Raw genomic sequence first — 17,417 nt, 5'->3', positions numbered from 1 at the left:
CATTTCAAACATCGATGCAGAATCGCTAACCGACGCTGGCGGGCTGGCTGCCGATCAGTTTGCATCCGCACTCTGTTGTGCACCCTTCGACAGCAACAGGTACGCCGTTAATCGTGACGGTATTACAGGCGGTAACGATTTTGTTGACGCCGTGTGGTTTTCCTCCAGGGTAGAACTGTGGACAGTCGACTTTATCTCCAAGCCTTGCGACCGCGCGGCCATGAATATTCTGGTTGGGCGCGCCGCTGATGACGGTTCCGCCGTGATCGGTCTTGTCGCCGACGGTGATGATTTTCAGGGACACGTCGTTCTCCTTGAAGTCGTTGATGTCAGTAGGTCGGGGGCCCGGCCGGCTCCGGCTCGATCGCGTTATTGATGCTCTGCCATGCAGGCAGTTCGGCAGGGGGCAATGGCAGCACCTGATCCAATCGCGAAAGTTTTAGATCTGGGTTGAGGTCGAGCGCGTCGGCGAGCTGGTCGTACCGATGCTCGCGTTCCGGATCGGGCAGAATTTGCAACTCTTTAAAGGCAGCCTGATCCTGCTTGTCGCGTAGGTCCCATTCCCTGATGTCAAACATCATCCGCAGTGATACTGCGGAATTCTTGCTACCGAATCTTGTTCCCGCCTGGTGATATTCCAGCGCCAGCTTGAAGTTTTTTTGAAGCTCAGCTGAGATTCCAAGATCGTATGCCGCAGGGCCGTGACCCTGTTTATATGCGCACATCACCATCGTATGCTCAGCATCGCGAAGCTGTGCCTTCAGGTAGGCTCCTGCCAATGCCATCTGGGCTTCTGGACTGCCAAGCTCTGCAGCTTTCAGGTAGTACGCCCACGCGATTTTCCTATCGTGTACCGCGCGTCCGTAGCCATGCTCGTGAGCTACACCGAGATCGTAGTAACCCCAAGCCTGGCCTGCCGCGACAGCGTTTCGGATAATTGCGACCGATTTGTCGAGGTCGATATCCAGCGTGTGGTTGGATTTGAGAGGACCGAGGCCAGATCGGTAGAAGTGCGCCAACAAGGCGCGCGCTCCCCAATCCCCCTGGTTTGCCGCCGTCTGCACAGCGTGAAAAATGCTAAGGAATTCTTCATGTGTCAGTTGCCAAGCAATTTTACTGCGCCATAATTTGCGGGCATTGATATAGAGTCGATAGGCATTAGCATCTCGAGCCTTCGGCATCGTGTCTTTCCAGCGGCCGCAGGTAGGGATCGGATCATTGATATCGAACGCGCGCAAGCCGGCAGGGATCGTATGCATCTTCACGTACTCCAAATGTCGTTGCAAGAAATAAGCGCCGGTCGCGACGGCGATCAGCACGACGATGGTGTAAATCCAGCGGCGACGTGTCAGACGCATATCAGATCACTGGCCAGCCGGGTTCTCTGCTGACTTGAAAAGTAGCAATCTGGCCAGATAAAGGCGAGCAATTCGACATCGCCTTGGTGTTCTTCGCCATTAGATCAAGCCATTTTTCGAACGTCTTATTCATATCTCCGAACTGCGCCGGCCCTTCATCGTTAGCGCATTGTTTGAAGAGTTTCCGGCGTAAATCGAAAGCAACATCCATGGCCTGACTGAGTATGTTCAGCTCACTGTCCAATGCCATGCTGCGCACGTTCAGGTTGGCCGACCCGACCGTGAAAGCGGCGTCATCGACGATCGCTACCTTGGCGTGGATATAGGTTTCCTCGTAGTCGTCAATTGACGTCGGCTTGGCGGCACCGCTCCACATCGACGCCATCAGGACACGGATACCTCTCTCAGCCAATGCGTCGGCGGTTATCGGCATCGTGGTTTTGCCCCGCATTGCCTGTGCCACGGTTTCCTTGTGCTCCACCTTCATCTTCTCACTGCTCCCAAGCCGCAAGGCGATGTCGTAGGTCGCCAGATCCATGCCATCCGACTCTGGGGTCGACGTCACGATGAACACGTAGATCGGCTTGAGATAGCCGGCGTTACGTAGCTTGTCGGCGCACTCGGTCAGATGGGTGGCCCAGTCTTCATATTGGACGTACTGGTTCTGGATAAAAAGGTAGTGCTCGGTGAGCCGATTCAGATTTGCATAGCATTCCTTGATCGCTTTTTCTTTCGTGGCCGGGTAGGTGCGTAGGAGCTGCGCACTGTGGCGAGCGCTGCGCACGATGAATTCGGCTGCCTTGATGTGCTTCCTGCTCTGCGCCGGATCGGGCAGGCGCGGCGCTGCGGTGACGATCGCCCCGACAATGGCCTGTGTCGCCTTGACTGCAAGGCCAATTGGGGTCAGGCCCAAGGCCGTGCTGAAGGTCGATTTCACCGACCCGGTTTCGGCCCAGCCAGTGCAGAAATTGTGATTCAGGTCGTAAAGGACGGGGCCGCACACGCGCAGCGATACATCTTGGTAGGGTTTGGCGACAAAGGCGTGCTTTTCCGCGAATTTAGCCATGCGCCCGGCCCGCCTGAGTCCCGGTTGAAAAGGGGTGGCGGAATAAGCCATTTGTTCGTAACAATCGTGGGCTTCATCGATCGTGGCCGCATACTGGCTGATCGCTTCGGCCGGATTTTTATTGAAGAGTATTTCACGATTCGGGTCGTGGAAGCGATGCTCGATCGTGTCCCAAAAGTCGGTCGTCGAGTTATGACCCATCACGTAACCAACGGCACTCGCTGGCGTTTCGTAGTCGATCAGCAGCGACTTCTGGTGGTGTGTCGGATAGGCGGATCCGAGCATGCCCTTGGCGCTGCTTTTGTAGTTTTCTCCTTCGAGCGCAGGGCCGCGACATTTCAATGCGACTTCACGCCCCTGCAGCACAATATTCGCTACCTTACCCCCGATGATGTCCTTGAACCACTCGCAGTTATAGCGTTCGTGCAGTTCGCCGAAAAAACCGGCATAGCCTTTGATAGTCGGGATACGGCCCCCGTAGTAGCCGGGGTTGTTCTTGGCCATTAAGTGCGAGGCAACGTCGTCGTTCCATAAAAGAAGACGAACCATGACCGGGTTGTCCCTGCGTGTCGCAATCCGCTTGAGCAGGTCTCCGTAGCGTAGGCCGGTTTCGCCTGCGCCAGTGCGAACCAGCACCATGCCCGGATCAAATCCCCAGGTGATAATATCTACGCTGTGCTGTGCTGCCAGAAGGTCGGTCTGTATGCTGCGAAATACCTCTTCGCCACAGACGAGCGCCTCAAGGCAGCATGCGTGGCGCGGCGGGTATATTGCGTGTTTGCCAGTCCGTATCCACCAGGGTTTGGACAGGCATTGGTACGGCCCCATTGTCTTGTTGTAGCTGAGCTTCTGCGTGTACAGTCCTGCATTCTCGTCCATTCCCATTGGGATCCTCTTTGGATAGGGCTGCTATGAAAGACCGCATCAAGGCTTCTCGCCTGTCAAGGGACTGGCATCGATGCGATCCTGTTCTGAAGACACGACGTCTTCGGGCAGAAGTCCGCCGGGATTCTCGTAGCCGTGGTATCCCACGCCCGCATTGATTTCATGCTGTTCGGCGTGATCATCGGGCGCGATGTCAAAGGACGGGCCAGTTGGAAGCTCAACCTTGTAGTTCGCCATGGCATCGAGTTCGTGTGCGAACCCGATATTTCCCTTGGCATCGAACTGTCCCTGCTCGACCAATGCGCCGTTCTTGAACAGCTTGAAGGGCAGCCCGGCACTGATGCGCCCGGCGGTCTCGGCATGGCTACCAATGTTCAGAGTGCCGCTCCCATTGCGCAAGACGTCGGCCACCGGCGGCATATTGACCGCCATCGCCATGTTCTTTGCGCTGAGCAGACTGTGATTCGCAGCGTGCGCGACGAATGTCCCATTGGTGCCATGCTCAATGCCGCCAGAAGTAAATTTGACGTAGCTGCCGCCGCCGTTGATGACGACTTCTTCCTTGGCGGTGATCGTGATCCGATTGGCCGTATGCGTGATGTCCAGTTTTGCCAGAAGCTTGATGTTGTCCGTCAGCGCCTGCAGATCGATGTCGCCAGCGGCAGCGACCATTTTCATGCCGGCCTTCTGGACAAACAGCCGGAAGCTTTGGCGGATGCTGGCAAAGAAGTGCGTACCGGCAGCCAGGGACAGACTTTTTCCAGATGTGAAGGCGGTATGGCGATCACTAGCGATGTGCGTGTCGCCGGCTGTTGTCGTGGCGATGCCAGCGGGGCTCGCCAGAACCAGATGCGGTTTACCCAGTTCCGGGAAGCTGCCAGCCTTTGATCCGGCCCCCTGCACCGTATCGGTTTGCGCTTGCAGGAGTGCGGCAACGTCGTTCTGATTGTCGACAGGCTCTTGGGTACCGTTCTTTTGCGCGATCTCCGCCAGTAATTGATGCTGTTCGGTAGCGAGCGTGAGCCGGCGCGCTGTCTCATCCATATCCTTGATCGCCCCACGCGCCGCCTGCCTCGCCTCGGTCGTGATCAACAGCCCCTTGGCTGCCCGCGCGACGCCATGCCCGTCCGTACGCAGTTCCCAGCCTTCCCCGCGCGCATCCTTGCGCCCAGCGTTGTCCTCGATCCGCGTGATATGCCCGAGTGACAGCTGACTGCACTGGTGATCGCTCTTCAGCTGCGCCTGAATCATCTCTTTCGTGTCATCCAGCACCAGGTGGTTACCGCGTGCACCACTGCCGAGCTCGCGGCTGCGCAAGCCTGCCAGGGCCGATTGCGCCGGCAGCGCCCATGGCGGCATGTGTGTGCCGTTGTACAGGGCGCCCAGTATCAGTGGATGGTCGATATTCCCGTTTGGATAGACAACGGCGACTTCCTCGCCCACGCGCGGCAAGCGGATGTGGCCAAACTCCTTTCCTGCGGCCGGGCTCAACACCCGAATCCATGGCGAGCTGTTCTCGTCGTGCTGGCCCAGCCGGTCCCAGTGAAATTGCAGCTTGATCCGGCCGAAGCCATCGGTGTGGATGTCGGCGCCAGCCGGACCGACGACCGTCGCCGTGTGCAAGCCCATGTAGGCGCCCGGTTCGCTGTTGAAGTCGCGACCCGGCCGCCAGCGGATGTCCCTGTTGATGCAGGTGAACCGGTTCTCGTAGTGCGACGGGGCGCCTGCGCCGGCCTGGTAGTTGTTGGTGGCTTCGTGCTCGACGGACAGGATCAGGTAGCTGCGGTCGCCAATGCTGCGGCGCGGCTCGGGGTCGTAGTCCATCGAACGCGGCTCGGCGCTGAAATGCCCGCCGAGTTTGAAGGTGCGCCCGGGCTGGACGCTGCGGGCATTGCTGGTGGCATCGAACGTCTGCGTATCCTTGTCCTGCTCCACCATGCGCTGCGTTGCGAGCCGTTCACCATCGCTGCGCATGCGAAAGCCGTAGGCGCCACTGTCTTCGTACACTTCGTAGGCGACTATGTCGCCTTGCCGGTTGGCGGAGTAACCAGTGGCGCGCTGCGCGCCGGGATTCTTGTAGTCCGCGCTGGCCAGCATGGTCGTGCCGGAGCCGAGGCGCCGGCTCGCGCTCCATTGATGAATGCCGTCATCTTCGAGCGAGCCGCTCTTGTCGTGGAACGCAATGACGTCCACGTCGTCGTAACTGGTGGCATCGATCGGCTCGTTATGGAAGCTCTTGTCAGAGAGCATGAGCTTGTGACCGTCGAAGCGGTGTTCGTACCAGTAATGCATGCCCCGCGCTTCCCAACGGCGATGCAGGTGGTTGTAGTCGGTCTCGTTGTATTGATTGGCAACGGTCAGTGGCGGATCTTCTTCGAAGACATGCATGTGCCAGTCGGCCTGGCGGTAGTGCTTGAGCGTTGCTTCGGTGATCTGCTGCACGCTCTTGCCATGAAACGACACGTTGTCCTTGCGCAGGCGCGCGAAGGCAAGCCAGGGCTCGAGCACGATCCGGTAAAAGGCAAAGCCGCCATCGGCACGCAAGAACGACAACTGCGTGATGTACCCGTTGAAGTAACGCAGCGAGCCGTCCTGGCGCACCAGCGAAATCGTGACCAGCCGGCCCATCAGCATCTTGAGCGGGATGCGCGGGTCGTCCGACAGGACGTCGACCTCGAACCGGAATCCGCGTGAGACTTCCTCGTGGGCGACCAGTTTATTTGGCAGCAAAATCGCGGGCGGCCCATCCTCGAAAGGAAAGTCCAGTCGCATCAGCCGGTTGTGCTGCGCGTTGCCGCGAAATGCCGATAGTGCGGCGCCGGCTGCGATGGTCTGGCTGTCGCCCATTGCGTTGCTCCCGATGGCCGCTGCACGGCCGCAGTTGAAATAATCGACATGGTCAGCGACCACGGTAGCCCGCCGTCACGCAGCCTCAATTGACTGGCATCAACGCCGTTTTTTAAGCCACGGCACCGTTTTCCTGTCTGTCTCTTTTTCGAGTCATCGGAGTCTGCAGCATCAACCGGACGTCGGGACGATCCGTGATGCCTGGTGTCGCGGTAAGAAACGTGTTCCAGCCGAGCTGACGCGACGGCGTCTTCGTGCTCAGCGTGAGCTGCTTGATGACAGGCGGCGCAAGCAGCAACCGTAGTTCGTAGTGCAAGGTCGGCACCGCAAACATCCTCGTCATTTCCCGCAATGCCGCCAGCGCCGCGCCGCCGGGAAGAAAACTGCGTGCTTGCGCTTCATCCAGTGGCCCAACATGCAGACGCGCGCAGATGTCATGTCGCCACAAGCGCGTGCCCAGTGCCGTACTGATGCCGAGCACGGGCCTGGTGACGCCCAGTGTGCTGCGCCGGTTTTCGGGAACCGGATCCCAGCAGCCGACGAATTGTTCGAGTCTGACCGGCACGTCGAAATAGCTGCTCAACACCTGTTCGACCGTGCCGGCCGCCACCGGGCGGGTGCGCAGCAGGCCAGCGAAACAGGCTGCGGTGTCCTGTCTGACGTGCCTGACTGGTTGCCCGGTGCTTGTGGCCCGTGGTGGGCACGTGCCTGCCAAGGCAGTCATCATCGGCAGCAACCGGTCCCCATCGCCAATCGACAAATCGTGCTCGACCCGATACTTGACCGATGCCTCATAAAACAGCCCGATCAACCGGGTCGACATGACATCGAGCAGTTCGCGCTGGCTGGCATCGTCCCCAAGCGACTTGCGTGCTGCGATCCGTTCGGTATCGTGCACTGGTAGGGTGCCACTGGCGCCGAGCAGGCCGATGAATGCGGGCGTGATCCGGACGCGACGTATCGTGCCCGAGCGCAGCGCGCCAAGTGGATCGCGTGTTGCCGGCTCAACGTCGAGCGCTTCGATTTCGCTGGCAGGAAACGACAGCGACAGGCTGTTGCGAAACGACAGCACGGTGCGCAAGGCGCGTTCGCGGCCGATCCCCTGGCGCTGTAGCGCACGTAGCAGGATGCTGACCAGCTGGGTGAAGCTGAACCGGTATGGTTCAGCCAGGAGCTGGGCAATTACAGCAGGCTCATGCTTCCGCTTCGTGGGGCGCATCGGATCAGCTCCTTTCCGCTTTGATGCGAGAGGGCGACGAGTTCGACGAAGCTGTTCAGCTGAACGTACAGCGCAAAGAACTGGTGCAGAACCTGGACGAACAGGTGCAGGCCGGCGCCGGCATACGCTTCTTCGTCGAGCGTGACGCGTACTTCAAGGCCGTGCACCAGTGACGTGCCGTTCTTGTGCCTGATCCAGGCCGTGGTGTCCTGCTGGGCGAGCGCGATGATGCCGCGGATTTGCCGACGAGAGACGGACGACGAGGCCAGGTCGTACAGGGACAGCATTTCGCGCAGGCCGTGCACGCCGTCGTCCATCAGCGAGTGATGGTTCAGCGCCAGGTGCGAGATCAGGCGCCAGTGCATGCCTGAGTCATTCGTCAAGCGCGCAGGGCGGGTTGGCCTGCGCACCATGCGGATCGCTGCGTTGCGTGTTGCGCCGGGAATGAACAGGTCGCCTTCAGGCGCACCGATGGCCAGTGAGCAGGGCAGATCACGGTTGGTGCAGCTCAGTTCAACCGACAGGATATTTCTTTCGATCTCGAACGGGTCGCAATCGGCACCGACGAGAGTGATCGATTTTTCATGGCCCGGACTGCACAAGGCGAGCGTCTCGTCGTGACGCAGGAACCAGTAACGTCCTTGCTCGCTGGCGTATTGTGCGCCGTGCCGAAGCGCATAGAACGGCTGGAATGCCGTGATCGACGTGTCGTTGCCGTTCTGGCGCACTAGGTGCACCGCATCGACCGAATACACCTCATATGCCTGCGGAAAATTGGCGTGCGCCAGAAGTGTGTAGTCGGCCGCGCGCTGGTCGTACGTGATCGGCACGCCTGGCTGCTGGAATAAATTGACGACAGGCGTGCAACCTTGCACCAGATGCTGTGTCGACAGGCCGGCGAGCATCCGCGCCTTGTCGGCGTCGGGCCGGATGCCGGCAAGGCCCAGGCGCAACGTGACACTGGCGCAGCCGGCAGGTACACGTGCCAGCAGCAGGGGAATATCGATGTCGAAAAAATTGAACTTCTCGGGGAAGGCGAAATACTCGGCAAGAATGCGGTAAGCCCCATGCGAGCGGGCGTCGAACGGAATCAGGGCATCGTCAGGGGCAAATCCAGCCGGTGCGATCGGTATACAAGGTAACCGTTCCCACGGGCCGTCCTCGTCAATCTGCACGTACGCCGCCGCGGTGTGCATGAAGAGCGCATCGCGCAGCGTGGCGCAGAACGAGGCATCGCCATCGGCATACACGCGCAGCACGGTCGCCGCATCCGGCGCCGGCAGCGGCCCCCATCCGGCGGCGCCGAATGTCAGCGTCAGCGACGATGTAACGTCATCCGGCAGGCGTGTTGCGACCGGCGCCTGGATGACGGTTTCGAAACTTGCGGCGCGCAGTGCGACAGGCGAGGGCTTGATGTCGTGGATGGTCTTGAAGCGGCATGCCACGCCGTGGACTGGCTTCGATTCCAGCAACGTCCCGCGCGGCATGGCGGGGATCGTGTCCGGGCGATCGAGTGTGCTGGAAACGCGCACGATTGCGCACGACGGAAACGGGCGCAGGTAGTGGGGATAGAGCAGGTTGAGCAGGGCTTCAGTGAATTCGGGGTACGAATCGTCCAGTCGCTTCGACACGCGCGCGCTGAGCAGGGCCGTGCTCTGGATCAGGCGTTCGACATGCGGATCGTCGCAAGTATCGCCACCCATTTGCAATCTGGCGGCAACCTTGGGATAGCGCTGCGCATATTCCCTGCACAGTGACCTGAGAATGACGAGTTCGCGCTCGTACTTTGTCAACAATTCGTCCATGGGATCAGCGCTTGCGCCCTCTAGTTGGCACCTTCGATCGAATACTGCTGGAGCGAGGGGCGAAATACCGCATTGAACGACATCGCCTCGGACATCGACGCATGTTTCAGCTGCGCAGTGATCACGAATTCCACGCGGTTGATGGTGCCCCTGGCGCTTTTGGCGCCCCGGAGTGACACGAGGACCTTGTGCAGCCGGGGCTCATGGCGCTGGATGGCCAGCTGGACGGCCTTGCAGATTTCCTGCTGGTCCGTATCGCTGTTCATGCACATGCCGGCAAAGTCGATCAGGCCATAGTTCAGGATGGAGCCCGATACCGCCGGGAGCGGGCTGAACGATGCCTGGTGCACACCGCAGCGGGTATTGAGCAATGCCTGCAGATCACGCGTGACGCTGCACAGTGCATGCTCGACAGAGCGCACACGGGCGTCGCGCCGGTTACCCGATGGGGGCTCACCAGTGTCGTCCAGGCGGTCGAACAGACCGGAAGTAAAGCCGCGCATCGCGTTCCTCTCGTCAAAGCGGGACAACACCCACGGCAGCCATTGTCGGATCGTGAATCTCAGCAATGTTGCGCCGCCACAAGGGAATGCACCGGTTGATCGATACGCTGCCTGGCTGCGCGAAATCAATATCGCGCCTCAGACGCGACGCCATCCTTCCGAGAATGTGTCCAGCGAAACTTCAACGGGAGGAACCATGAGCGCAACATCGAAGGTCCTGTGGTCGGAAGGCTTGACGCTGGGGCCGCAGCACTTTCAGCGTCAGGATCTCTATCACGAAACCCGGCTCCAGCGCATCGCTTCGGCCCTCAATCCTTACTGTTGGGGGGTGTGCAAGGTGACGTGGAATGTGGACGGATTGGGACACAACCGCCTGACCGCGACCACGATGTCGCTCATCTATCCCGACGGGGACATCGTCGAGGCGCCCGGCGCCGACCTGCTGCCCGAGCCGGTTGATCTCACACGCCTGCCGCCAGAGGAAGAATCATTCACGTTCTACGCAGCCCTGGCCCTGGTCAAGCCGCATGGGGGCAATGCCGACGACAACAGCCGCTACGTGCGCTGCGACCTGGATACCACTGACCTGTTCAGTGATGCGCTGTCGATCGAGGTGCCCTTTCTTAAAAAGCAGGTGCGGCTGTTGCTGCAGGCCGAGCCGCATGGGGCGCGTGCCAGCATTCCGGTGGTGCGGCTGCGGCGGGTAGCGGAAGGGGGCTTCGAGCTGGTGCCGGAGTTCATTCCGCCGAGCGTCACGGTGGGCGCAGCGCCAGGCCTGGTGCGCATGCTCGATAGCCTCAGCAGTGTGATCACGACGAAGATCGAATCGCTCCAGCGCACGCACCGCATGACGAACAACAGCATGTACGAAGCCGGTGCGGGCGATATCTCGTCGTGGTGGATGCTCAACATCCTGAGCACGGCCAATGCGCTGCTGATGCACTGCGCCAGGTCGCCCGGGTTTCATCCCGAAGTGATGTTCCGGCAAATGCTTGCCGCCGCGGGCGGACTGATGACGTTTTCCGATCGCTACAAAACGGCCGACCTGCCCGCCTACCGCCACGAAGCGATGGGCGAGGCATTTGCCGAGCTCGACGCGTTGCTGCGCGATCTGGTCGATACGGCGATCGGCACCAACTATCTCATCATTCCGTTTGTGGCCGACAAGAGCCGGCGTACGTTCTCGCAGGCGATCCTGGATCCGGCCAAGGTCACGAAACAAAGCCAGCTTTATCTGGCGATTACTGCCGATATGGCGGGCCTTGATCTGGTGGCGACGGTGCCGATCCGGCTCAAGGTCGCTGCGCCCGAGAATATGGAAAGTATTATCGGGTCAGCATTGCCGGGCATACCGATCGCGCACATGCCGCAAGTGCCCCCGGCGATCCCGGTGCGGCCCAACACCTACTATTTTTCGCTGTCTACCAAGAATCCCTTGTACGACAAGGCACTCGAGGCAGGCGTGCTGGCGGTGTATGCGCCGGACGGGATCCCGGGACTGAAAATCGACTTGGTCGTGGTGCTTTAGTCAAGCACCGCGATGTCAGCGTACCGCCCCGCTACCGATGGTATGCGGGCGGCCGGGCTGGCGGTGCTTGTGCAAGGGTTAGCTGCGAAGCGAGCATGGGTTGGCGGCGGCGCAGAATAGCATTGGTACGATCAAAAAAATCTCTTCAATTCCCACCTGCCGGCGTCATTCGGGCGCCCGGATATAGTCGACCATGCCCGCACTGGCGCGGCTCGGGCGGGGCGTGAGCAGGCTCACCACCACCACCGTGCATAGGCCTGCCGGCACCCCGAACACACCGGCCGCCATCGGCAGAATGCCGAACCAGGTTTCCAGCGCATTGCCGCCCAGGACCGGGCTGGCGCGCAGCATGTAGTACAGGCACACGGCAAATCCGGTGACCATGCCGGTGAGGGCGCCGATGTGGTTGGCGCGCTTCCAGAACACGCCCAGCACCAGCACCGGGAACAGCGTGGACCCCGCCAGCGAGAACGCCGCCGCGACCAGCGACAGGATGTCGGCCGGCTTTTGCGACGCCACATACGCCGCGATGAAGGCGACCGCCAGCAGCAGCAGCTTCGAGATCGTCACCCGCTTCTGGGTCGATGCGCCCGGTTCCACCATCTTGTAATACACATCGTGCGACAGCGCATTGGAAATGGCCAGCAGCAGGCCGTCGGCCGTGGACAGCGCCGCCGCCAGGCCGCCGGCTGCGACCAGGCCCGAAATCACATACGGCAGGCCGCCGATTTCGGGCGTGGCCAGCACCAGCACGTCGGCATCGATGGCGAATTCGGCCAGCTGCACGATGCCGTCGCCGTTGATGTCGGCCACGCTGATCAGGGGATTGGCCTTGTCGACATTGGCCCAGTACGAAATCCAGGTCGGCAGCGCCGAGAAATCGCTGCCCACGAGCGACGTGTAGATGTCGTACTTGGCCAGCACGGCCAGCGCCGGAATCGTCAGGTAGATCAGCAGGATGAAGAACAGTGTCCAGAACACCGATACACGTGTTTCGTGGACCGACGGCGTCGTGTAGGCGCGCATCAGGATGTGGGGCAGGGCGGCCGTGCCGAACATCAGGCAGAACACCACCGCCAGAAAATTGTTGCGGCGCGCGTCGGATTCTTCCGGCGTCGCGCCGGGGAAGGGCTGCGCATGTGGCTCGGGCGGCCGTGCACGTGCCAGGTTGGCGTCACGCCGTTCGAGCCACAGCGTGCGGGCGTCGTCGACCGAGTTGGGATACGTGGTCAGCGCGCGCTCGGCCTGACGCACCTCGGTCAGCGACGCGTTGCGCGCGCGGGCTGCGGCCAGAGCGCGCTGGGCATCGAGCTTGCCCGCTTCCCAGGATTCGGGCAGGGCCGCCACGCGCGCCGCGTAGCCGTCGGCGCGGCGCAGGAACTCGGCGCGCACCTGGGCTTCGCGCGGGTCCTTCGCCAGTTCGGCTTCGCGCGCAGTGAGCTTGGGCAGCAGCGATCCGTACGCCACCTGCGGAATCGGATTGTCTGCGTGCTTCACCGACAGCCACATGGTCGGAATGAGAAACGCGACCAGCAGGATGATGTACTGCGCCACCTGGGTCCAGGTGATGGCGCGCATTCCGCCCAAAAACGAGCAGACCAGGATGCTGGCCAGGCCCAGGAAAATCCCGACCGAAAAATCCACGCCGGTAAAGCGCGACGCGATCAGGCCGACCGCATAGATCTGCGCCACGACATACGTGAACGACACCAGGATGGTCGCGCTCACCGCCAGCGCCCGCACCGGACCGCCGCGCCCGCCCGCGCCGCCGCCGTAGCGCGCCGCCAGGAAGTCGGGCACCGTGTACTGCGCAAACTTGCGCAGGTAGGGCGCGATCAGCAGCGCCACCAGCACGAAGCCGCCGGTCCAGCCCATGATGAAGGCCAGGCCGTCGAAACCCTGCAGATACAGGCCCCCGGCCAGGCTGATGAAACTGGCCGCCGAGATCCAGTCGGCCGCCGTCGCCATGCCGTTGAACATGGCCGGCACGCGCCGGCCGGCGACGTAGTATTCGGTGACGTTCGAGGTGCGGCAGATCACGCCGATGACCGCGTACAGCGCGATCGTAGCGAACATGAACAGGTAGCCGATCCACAGGCGTGGCATGCCTTCCTGTTCGAGCAGGGCGAGGGCCGCCAGGAACAAGCCGAAGGCGCCGGTGTACCACAGGTAGTAGCGCGAGAGCTTCCTGAAATAGCCGTGCTTCACAACGGGCGTGGGGTTCGTGCTCATGCGCGCGGCGCCAGCGCGGCGTGGTAGTCGCGATCGAGCCGGCGCATGCGCCAGGCGTAGACGGCGATGATCGTCAGCGACACGAGCGCAGCGCCCTGCGCGGCCATGTAGAACGACAGCGGCCAGCCGAACACCTCGAAGCGCGCCAGCTCGCGCGCGAAGAACACGGTACCAAAGCCCGTGACCAGCCAGACCGTCAGCAGCAGCAGCGACATGCGCCGCGTGCGGTCCCAGTGGATGGCGCGGGCGTGTTCGAGGCGCGCGCGCGCGACAGTTTCAAGGCTTGGTTCGGGGATCGGATCAGTCGGCATGGTCGGGTTGGCCCACAGGCGGAGGGAAGGTCAGGCGAAACAGGCTGCCCGGAAAGCGCGGCGACACGCTGCGTGGATTATTGAAGATGTCGATGTCGGCGCCGTGCTGCTGCGCGATTTCGCGCACGATCGCCAGCCCCAGGCCGCTGCCCTGGGTATTGCTGCCCAGGATGCGGTAGAAGCGTTCGAACACGTGCAGGCGCTCGGCCGGCGCGATGCCGGGGCCGGTGTCTTCGACTTCGAGCAGCGCGTGCTCGCCGCTGCTGCGCACGCGCACCGTCACGCTCCCGCCGGGCGGTGTGTAGCGCAGCGCATTGTCGATCAGGTTCGACAGCATCTCGCGCAGCATCAGGGGCTGGCCGGCGATCGTCACGCGCTCGTCGTCATTGGCGGGCGGCTCGAACCCCAGGTCGATCTGGTGGGCGAACGACGCCTGCACCCAATCCTGCACGGTCTCGCGCGCCACCGTGGCCAGGTCGATCTCGTCGAACGCCAGGCCCGCCTGCGGCTGGTTCTCTGCGCGCGCCAGGGCCAGCAACTGATTGATCAGGCGCGTGGCCGATTCCGAGCTCTTGGCCAGCTGTTCGAGCGAGCGGTGGATTTCGGCCGGGTCGACTTCGCGCAGGGCCAGCTCTGACTGCATGCGCATGCCGGCCAGCGGCGTTTTCATCTGGTGCGCGGCGTCGGCAATGAAGCGTTTCTGCATTTCCACTGTCTTGCCCAGGCGCTCGAGCATGTCGTTGAACGAGCCGACCAGCGGCGAGATTTCTTCAGGCACCTGGCGCGGATCGATCGGCGACAGATCGTCCTGCGGCCGCGCGCGGATGCGCTGCTGCAGCTCGGCCAGCGGACTCAGGCCGCGCGAGAGTGCGAACCAGACCAGCGCCAGGATCACCGGCAGGATGATGAACTGGGGCAGGATCACGCCCTTGATGATTTCATTGGCCAGGTGCGCGCGCTTGTCGAGCGTCTCGGCCACCTGCACCAGTGCCAGCGGCGGCGTCGGCGCCGGCGAGGCGGTGCGCTCATGCAGTGGATCGAGATTCACATACGCGTAGGCCACGCGGATCGGCGTGCCGTGGATGGTGTCATTGCGAAATTCGACCGTGCCGCTGCGGGCCGGTTCGCCGGCGCGGTTGGCGCGCGGGCGCGGCAGGTCGCGGTCGCCATCAAGGTGTTCGCCGTCCGGACCGGCCAGCAGGTAATACACGCTGTCGACGTCGTCGGCGCGCAGGATGTCGCGCCCGGCCGTGCGCAGCTGGCCGACCGTCTTGCCGTCCACGGTGCGGATCTGCTGGCCGAGCACCGTGACCCGGTCTTCAAGCGCGTCGTCGAACGGTTGGTTGGCGATCGACTTTGCGACCAGATAGGTGATCGCGATGCTCATCGGCCACAGCAGCAGCAACGGCGCGAGCATCCAGTCGAGGATTTCGCCGAACAGCGAGTGACGGATGTTTTCGTCCGGCTCGGGATTGGGTGGAACGTAAAGCGGCTCGAACGACGCCGGCATGTGTGGGCCCGGCTGTGGCTGCGCGGGCCCGGGTTCTGGCGTGAAGCCGGCGTTCACTTGTCGGTGGCAGTGGTGGCGATGCGGGCATCGTTCGCTGCGGCCGCGGCGGCAGCGGCGGCGCTGGCCTCGGAAAACTTCTCGAGGCAATAGCCCAGGCCGCGCACGGTGGCGATGCGCACGCCACCGACCTCGATCTTCTTGCGCAGGCGGTGCACGTAGACCTCGATGGCATTGTTGGAGACTTCTTCGCCCCATTCGCACAGGTGGTCGACCAGTTGTTCCTTGGAGACGAGGCGCCCGGTGCGCGCCAGCAGCACTTCGAGCAGGCCCAGCTCGCGCGCCGACAGGTCGAGCATCTGGTCGTTGATGTAGGCGCTTCGGCCCACCTGGTCATATACCAGCGGGCCATGGCGTACGACGGCCGCGCCGCCGCCGGCGCCGCGCCGGGTCAGCGCGCGCACCCGTGCTTCGAGTTCGACCAGCGCGAACGGCTTGGCCATGTAGTCGTCGGCGCCCAGATCGAGGCCCTCGACGCGCTGTTCGACCGAGTCGGCCGCAGTGAGGATCAGGACCGGCAGCAGCGAGGCGCGCGCGCGCAGGCGGCGCAGCACTTCCAGCCCGGACATTTTCGGCAGGCCCAGATCGAGAATGAGCAGATCGAATTCCTGCGTGGACAGGGCGGTATCGGCGTCCTGGCCGTTCTTGACACAATCGATGGCGTAGCCGGACTGGCGCAGGGAGCGCGTCAGGCCATCGGCAAGTACGCTATCATCTTCGGCGAGCAGAATTCGCATGGGGCACCTCTTATTGACGTTGTCGCTTGTTCATCGAACACGCGTGATCGAACCGGCTCTCATTGTGTTGGATTTACCGCCACAATGCGAGTCCCGAGCGATTGTTGGTAAGATAACCACGTCTTTTTGCTTGCAAAAACCACTGGATTTTTATACAGTACTGGCTCTTGAAGTGCGCGTGACCGCCCACACCTTGCCTACTCCACGACAGAAAGTACACCATGGACGACAAAAAAACCGCATTGAACGCCGCTGATAAGGGCAAGGCGCTGGCTGCCGCCCTGGCGCAGATTGAAAAGCAGTTCGGCAAGGGCTCGGTGATGCGCATGGATGCGAACACACCGGTCGAAGAAGTACAAACGGTCTCCACCGGCTCGCTGGGCCTGGACATCGCGCTGGGCGTCGGTGGCCTGCCGCGCGGCCGTATCGTCGAGATCTACGGTCCTGAATCGTCGGGTAAAACCACCCTGACGCTGCAAACCATCGCCCAGATGCAAAAGCTGGGTGGCACTTGCGCGTTCATCGATGCCGAGCACGCACTCGACGTCACCTATGCGCAAAAGCTGGGCATCAACCTGAGCGAACTGTTGATTTCGCAGCCGGATACCGGCGAGCAGGCGCTTGAAATCACCGACGCGCTGGTGCGCTCGGGCAGTGTCGACCTGGTCGTCATCGACTCGGTCGCGGCCCTGACGCCACGCGCCGAAATCGAAGGCGACATGGGCGACTCGTTGCCAGGCCTGCAGGCACGTCTGATGTCGCAAGCGCTGCGCAAGCTCACCGGCTCGATCAATCGCACCAACACGCTGGTCATTTTCATTAACCAGATCCGCATGAAGATCGGCGTCATGTTCGGCAGCCCTGAGACCACCACCGGTGGTAACGCGCTGAAGTTCTACGCGTCGGTGCGCCTGGACATCCGTCGTACCGGCTCGATCAAGTCGGGTGATGAGGTGATCGGTAACGAAACCAAGGTCAAGGTCGTCAAGAACAAGATCGCCCCGCCATTCAAAGAAGCGCACTTCGACATTCTTTATGGAGAAGGCACGTCACGTGAAGGCGAAATTCTGGATCTCGGCGCAGATAACAAAATCGTCGAGAAGTCGGGCTCGTGGTACAGCTATAACGGCGAGCGTATCGGTCAGGGTAAAGACAACGCGCGTCAGTTCCTGCGCGACCGTCCAGCCCTGGCGCGCGAGATCGAAAACAAGGTCCGTACCGCCTTGGGTGTGCGCGAACTGCCACCAACGCTCGGTGGTGACGACAAGCCGAAGCTGCAGGCGGTTGGTGAATAATCAGTCTGGCGCCGGGCGCAGTGGCAGCAGCTTGCCACCGGCGCCTGGCGCCATGCTGATGGGC

At 61.9% G+C, this 17,417-nt stretch carries 13 protein-coding genes; 2 read left to right on the top strand and 11 right to left on the bottom strand.

Annotation, left to right across the window (positions count from 1 at the left end; genetic code table 11):
- Window positions 1-25 precede the first annotated feature (25 nt).
- Genes AC56LH_RS17390 through tssE form a run of 7 tightly spaced genes read right to left on the bottom strand, consistent with a single transcriptional unit; the run spans window position 26 to window position 9,683 of the window.
- A complete protein-coding gene (locus tag AC56LH_RS17390) occupies window positions 26-304 on the bottom strand; it encodes a PAAR domain-containing protein (protein WP_499648086.1) in 279 nt (92 codons plus the stop codon).
- Between the two features lie 25 nt (window positions 305-329).
- On the bottom strand, window positions 330-1,358 hold the full coding sequence (locus AC56LH_RS17385) for an SEL1-like repeat protein (protein ID WP_499648084.1): 1,029 nt from the start codon (window positions 1,356-1,358) through the stop codon (window positions 330-332).
- 1 nt (window position 1,359) lies between these two features.
- Window positions 1,360-3,303: a phospholipase D-like domain-containing protein gene (locus AC56LH_RS17380; RefSeq protein ID WP_499648082.1), complete on the bottom strand. Its 1,944-nt coding sequence runs from the start codon at window positions 3,301-3,303 to the stop codon at window positions 1,360-1,362.
- Between the two features lie 45 nt (window positions 3,304-3,348).
- Window positions 3,349-6,219: a type VI secretion system Vgr family protein gene (locus AC56LH_RS17375; RefSeq protein WP_499648080.1), complete on the bottom strand. Its 2,871-nt coding sequence runs from the start codon at window positions 6,217-6,219 to the stop codon at window positions 3,349-3,351.
- A 49-nt stretch (window positions 6,220-6,268) separates the two neighbouring features.
- A complete protein-coding gene (tssG, locus tag AC56LH_RS17370) occupies window positions 6,269-7,375 on the bottom strand; it encodes a type VI secretion system baseplate subunit TssG (RefSeq protein WP_499648078.1) in 1,107 nt (368 codons plus the stop codon).
- A complete protein-coding gene (gene tssF, locus AC56LH_RS17365) occupies window positions 7,339-9,180 on the bottom strand; it encodes a type VI secretion system baseplate subunit TssF (protein ID WP_499648076.1) in 1,842 nt (613 codons plus the stop codon). Before tssF ends, tssG begins: the two co-directional genes overlap by 37 nt.
- 20 nt (window positions 9,181-9,200) lie before the next feature.
- Window positions 9,201-9,683 carry a type VI secretion system baseplate subunit TssE gene (gene tssE, locus AC56LH_RS17360; protein WP_499648074.1) on the bottom strand — a complete coding sequence of 161 codons (483 nt, stop codon included), beginning with the start codon at window positions 9,681-9,683 and terminating at the stop codon, window positions 9,201-9,203.
- Window positions 9,684-9,735: 52 nt separating this feature from the next.
- On the opposite strand from tssE, the gene tssK reads away from it, so the two are divergent.
- Window positions 9,736-11,211, top strand: coding sequence for a type VI secretion system baseplate subunit TssK (gene tssK / locus AC56LH_RS17355; protein ID WP_499648072.1), 1,476 nt, complete (start codon window positions 9,736-9,738; stop codon window positions 11,209-11,211).
- Between the two features lie 165 nt (window positions 11,212-11,376).
- Here tssK and AC56LH_RS17350 read toward each other — a convergent pair whose 3' ends face one another.
- From AC56LH_RS17350 to AC56LH_RS17335, 4 genes are read right to left on the bottom strand one after another with little or no spacing between them, the layout of a single operon-like run.
- Window positions 11,377-13,443, bottom strand: coding sequence for a sodium:solute symporter family protein (locus AC56LH_RS17350; RefSeq protein ID WP_499648070.1), 2,067 nt, complete (start codon window positions 13,441-13,443; stop codon window positions 11,377-11,379).
- Window positions 13,440-13,754, bottom strand: coding sequence for a DUF4212 domain-containing protein (locus AC56LH_RS17345; RefSeq protein ID WP_499648068.1), 315 nt, complete (start codon window positions 13,752-13,754; stop codon window positions 13,440-13,442). The genes AC56LH_RS17350 and AC56LH_RS17345 overlap by 4 nt, the downstream gene beginning before the upstream one ends.
- Window positions 13,744-15,264 (bottom strand): sensor histidine kinase, encoded by a 1,521-nt coding sequence (locus AC56LH_RS17340; protein WP_499648066.1) that lies wholly within the window; start codon window positions 15,262-15,264, stop codon window positions 13,744-13,746. The genes AC56LH_RS17345 and AC56LH_RS17340 overlap by 11 nt, the downstream gene beginning before the upstream one ends.
- Before the next feature lie 53 nt (window positions 15,265-15,317).
- The gene (locus tag AC56LH_RS17335) at window positions 15,318-16,058 is read right to left on the bottom strand and encodes a response regulator (RefSeq protein WP_499648064.1); all 741 of its coding nucleotides are present in this window, start codon (window positions 16,056-16,058) and stop codon (window positions 15,318-15,320) included.
- A 221-nt stretch (window positions 16,059-16,279) separates the two neighbouring features.
- Here AC56LH_RS17335 and recA point away from each other — a divergent pair, with 221 nt between their 5' ends.
- The gene (recA, locus tag AC56LH_RS17330; RefSeq protein WP_499648062.1) at window positions 16,280-17,353 is read left to right on the top strand and encodes a recombinase RecA; all 1,074 of its coding nucleotides are present in this window, start codon (window positions 16,280-16,282) and stop codon (window positions 17,351-17,353) included.
- The last annotated feature ends 64 nt before the right edge of the window (window positions 17,354-17,417 follow it).

This window comes from Telluria sp. LT1R51-2 (assembly GCF_059685775.1).
The sequence above is the reverse complement of the archived record's forward strand: the minus strand, read 5'-3'. Positions and strand labels throughout refer to the sequence as shown.

What these genes read in the sequence shown, in the direction of transcription:
- AC56LH_RS17385 (WP_499648084.1), bottom strand. Translation starts at nt 1,358, where the DNA reads ATGCGTCTGACACGTCGCCGCTGGATTTACACCATCGTCGTGCTGATC.
- AC56LH_RS17380 (WP_499648082.1), bottom strand. Translation starts at nt 3,303, where the DNA reads ATGGACGAGAATGCAGGACTGTACACGCAGAAGCTCAGCTACAACAAG.
- tssG (WP_499648078.1), bottom strand. Translation starts at nt 7,375, where the DNA reads ATGCGCCCCACGAAGCGGAAGCATGAGCCTGCTGTAATTGCCCAGCTC.
- tssF (WP_499648076.1), bottom strand. Translation starts at nt 9,180, where the DNA reads ATGGACGAATTGTTGACAAAGTACGAGCGCGAACTCGTCATTCTCAGG.
- tssE (WP_499648074.1), bottom strand. Translation starts at nt 9,683, where the DNA reads ATGCGCGGCTTTACTTCCGGTCTGTTCGACCGCCTGGACGACACTGGT.
- AC56LH_RS17350 (WP_499648070.1), bottom strand. Translation starts at nt 13,443, where the DNA reads ATGAGCACGAACCCCACGCCCGTTGTGAAGCACGGCTATTTCAGGAAG.
- AC56LH_RS17345 (WP_499648068.1), bottom strand. Translation starts at nt 13,754, where the DNA reads ATGCCGACTGATCCGATCCCCGAACCAAGCCTTGAAACTGTCGCGCGC.
- AC56LH_RS17340 (WP_499648066.1), bottom strand. Translation starts at nt 15,264, where the DNA reads ATGCCGGCGTCGTTCGAGCCGCTTTACGTTCCACCCAATCCCGAGCCG.
- AC56LH_RS17335 (WP_499648064.1), bottom strand. Translation starts at nt 16,058, where the DNA reads ATGCGAATTCTGCTCGCCGAAGATGATAGCGTACTTGCCGATGGCCTG.
- recA (WP_499648062.1), top strand. Translation starts at nt 16,280, where the DNA reads ATGGACGACAAAAAAACCGCATTGAACGCCGCTGATAAGGGCAAGGCG.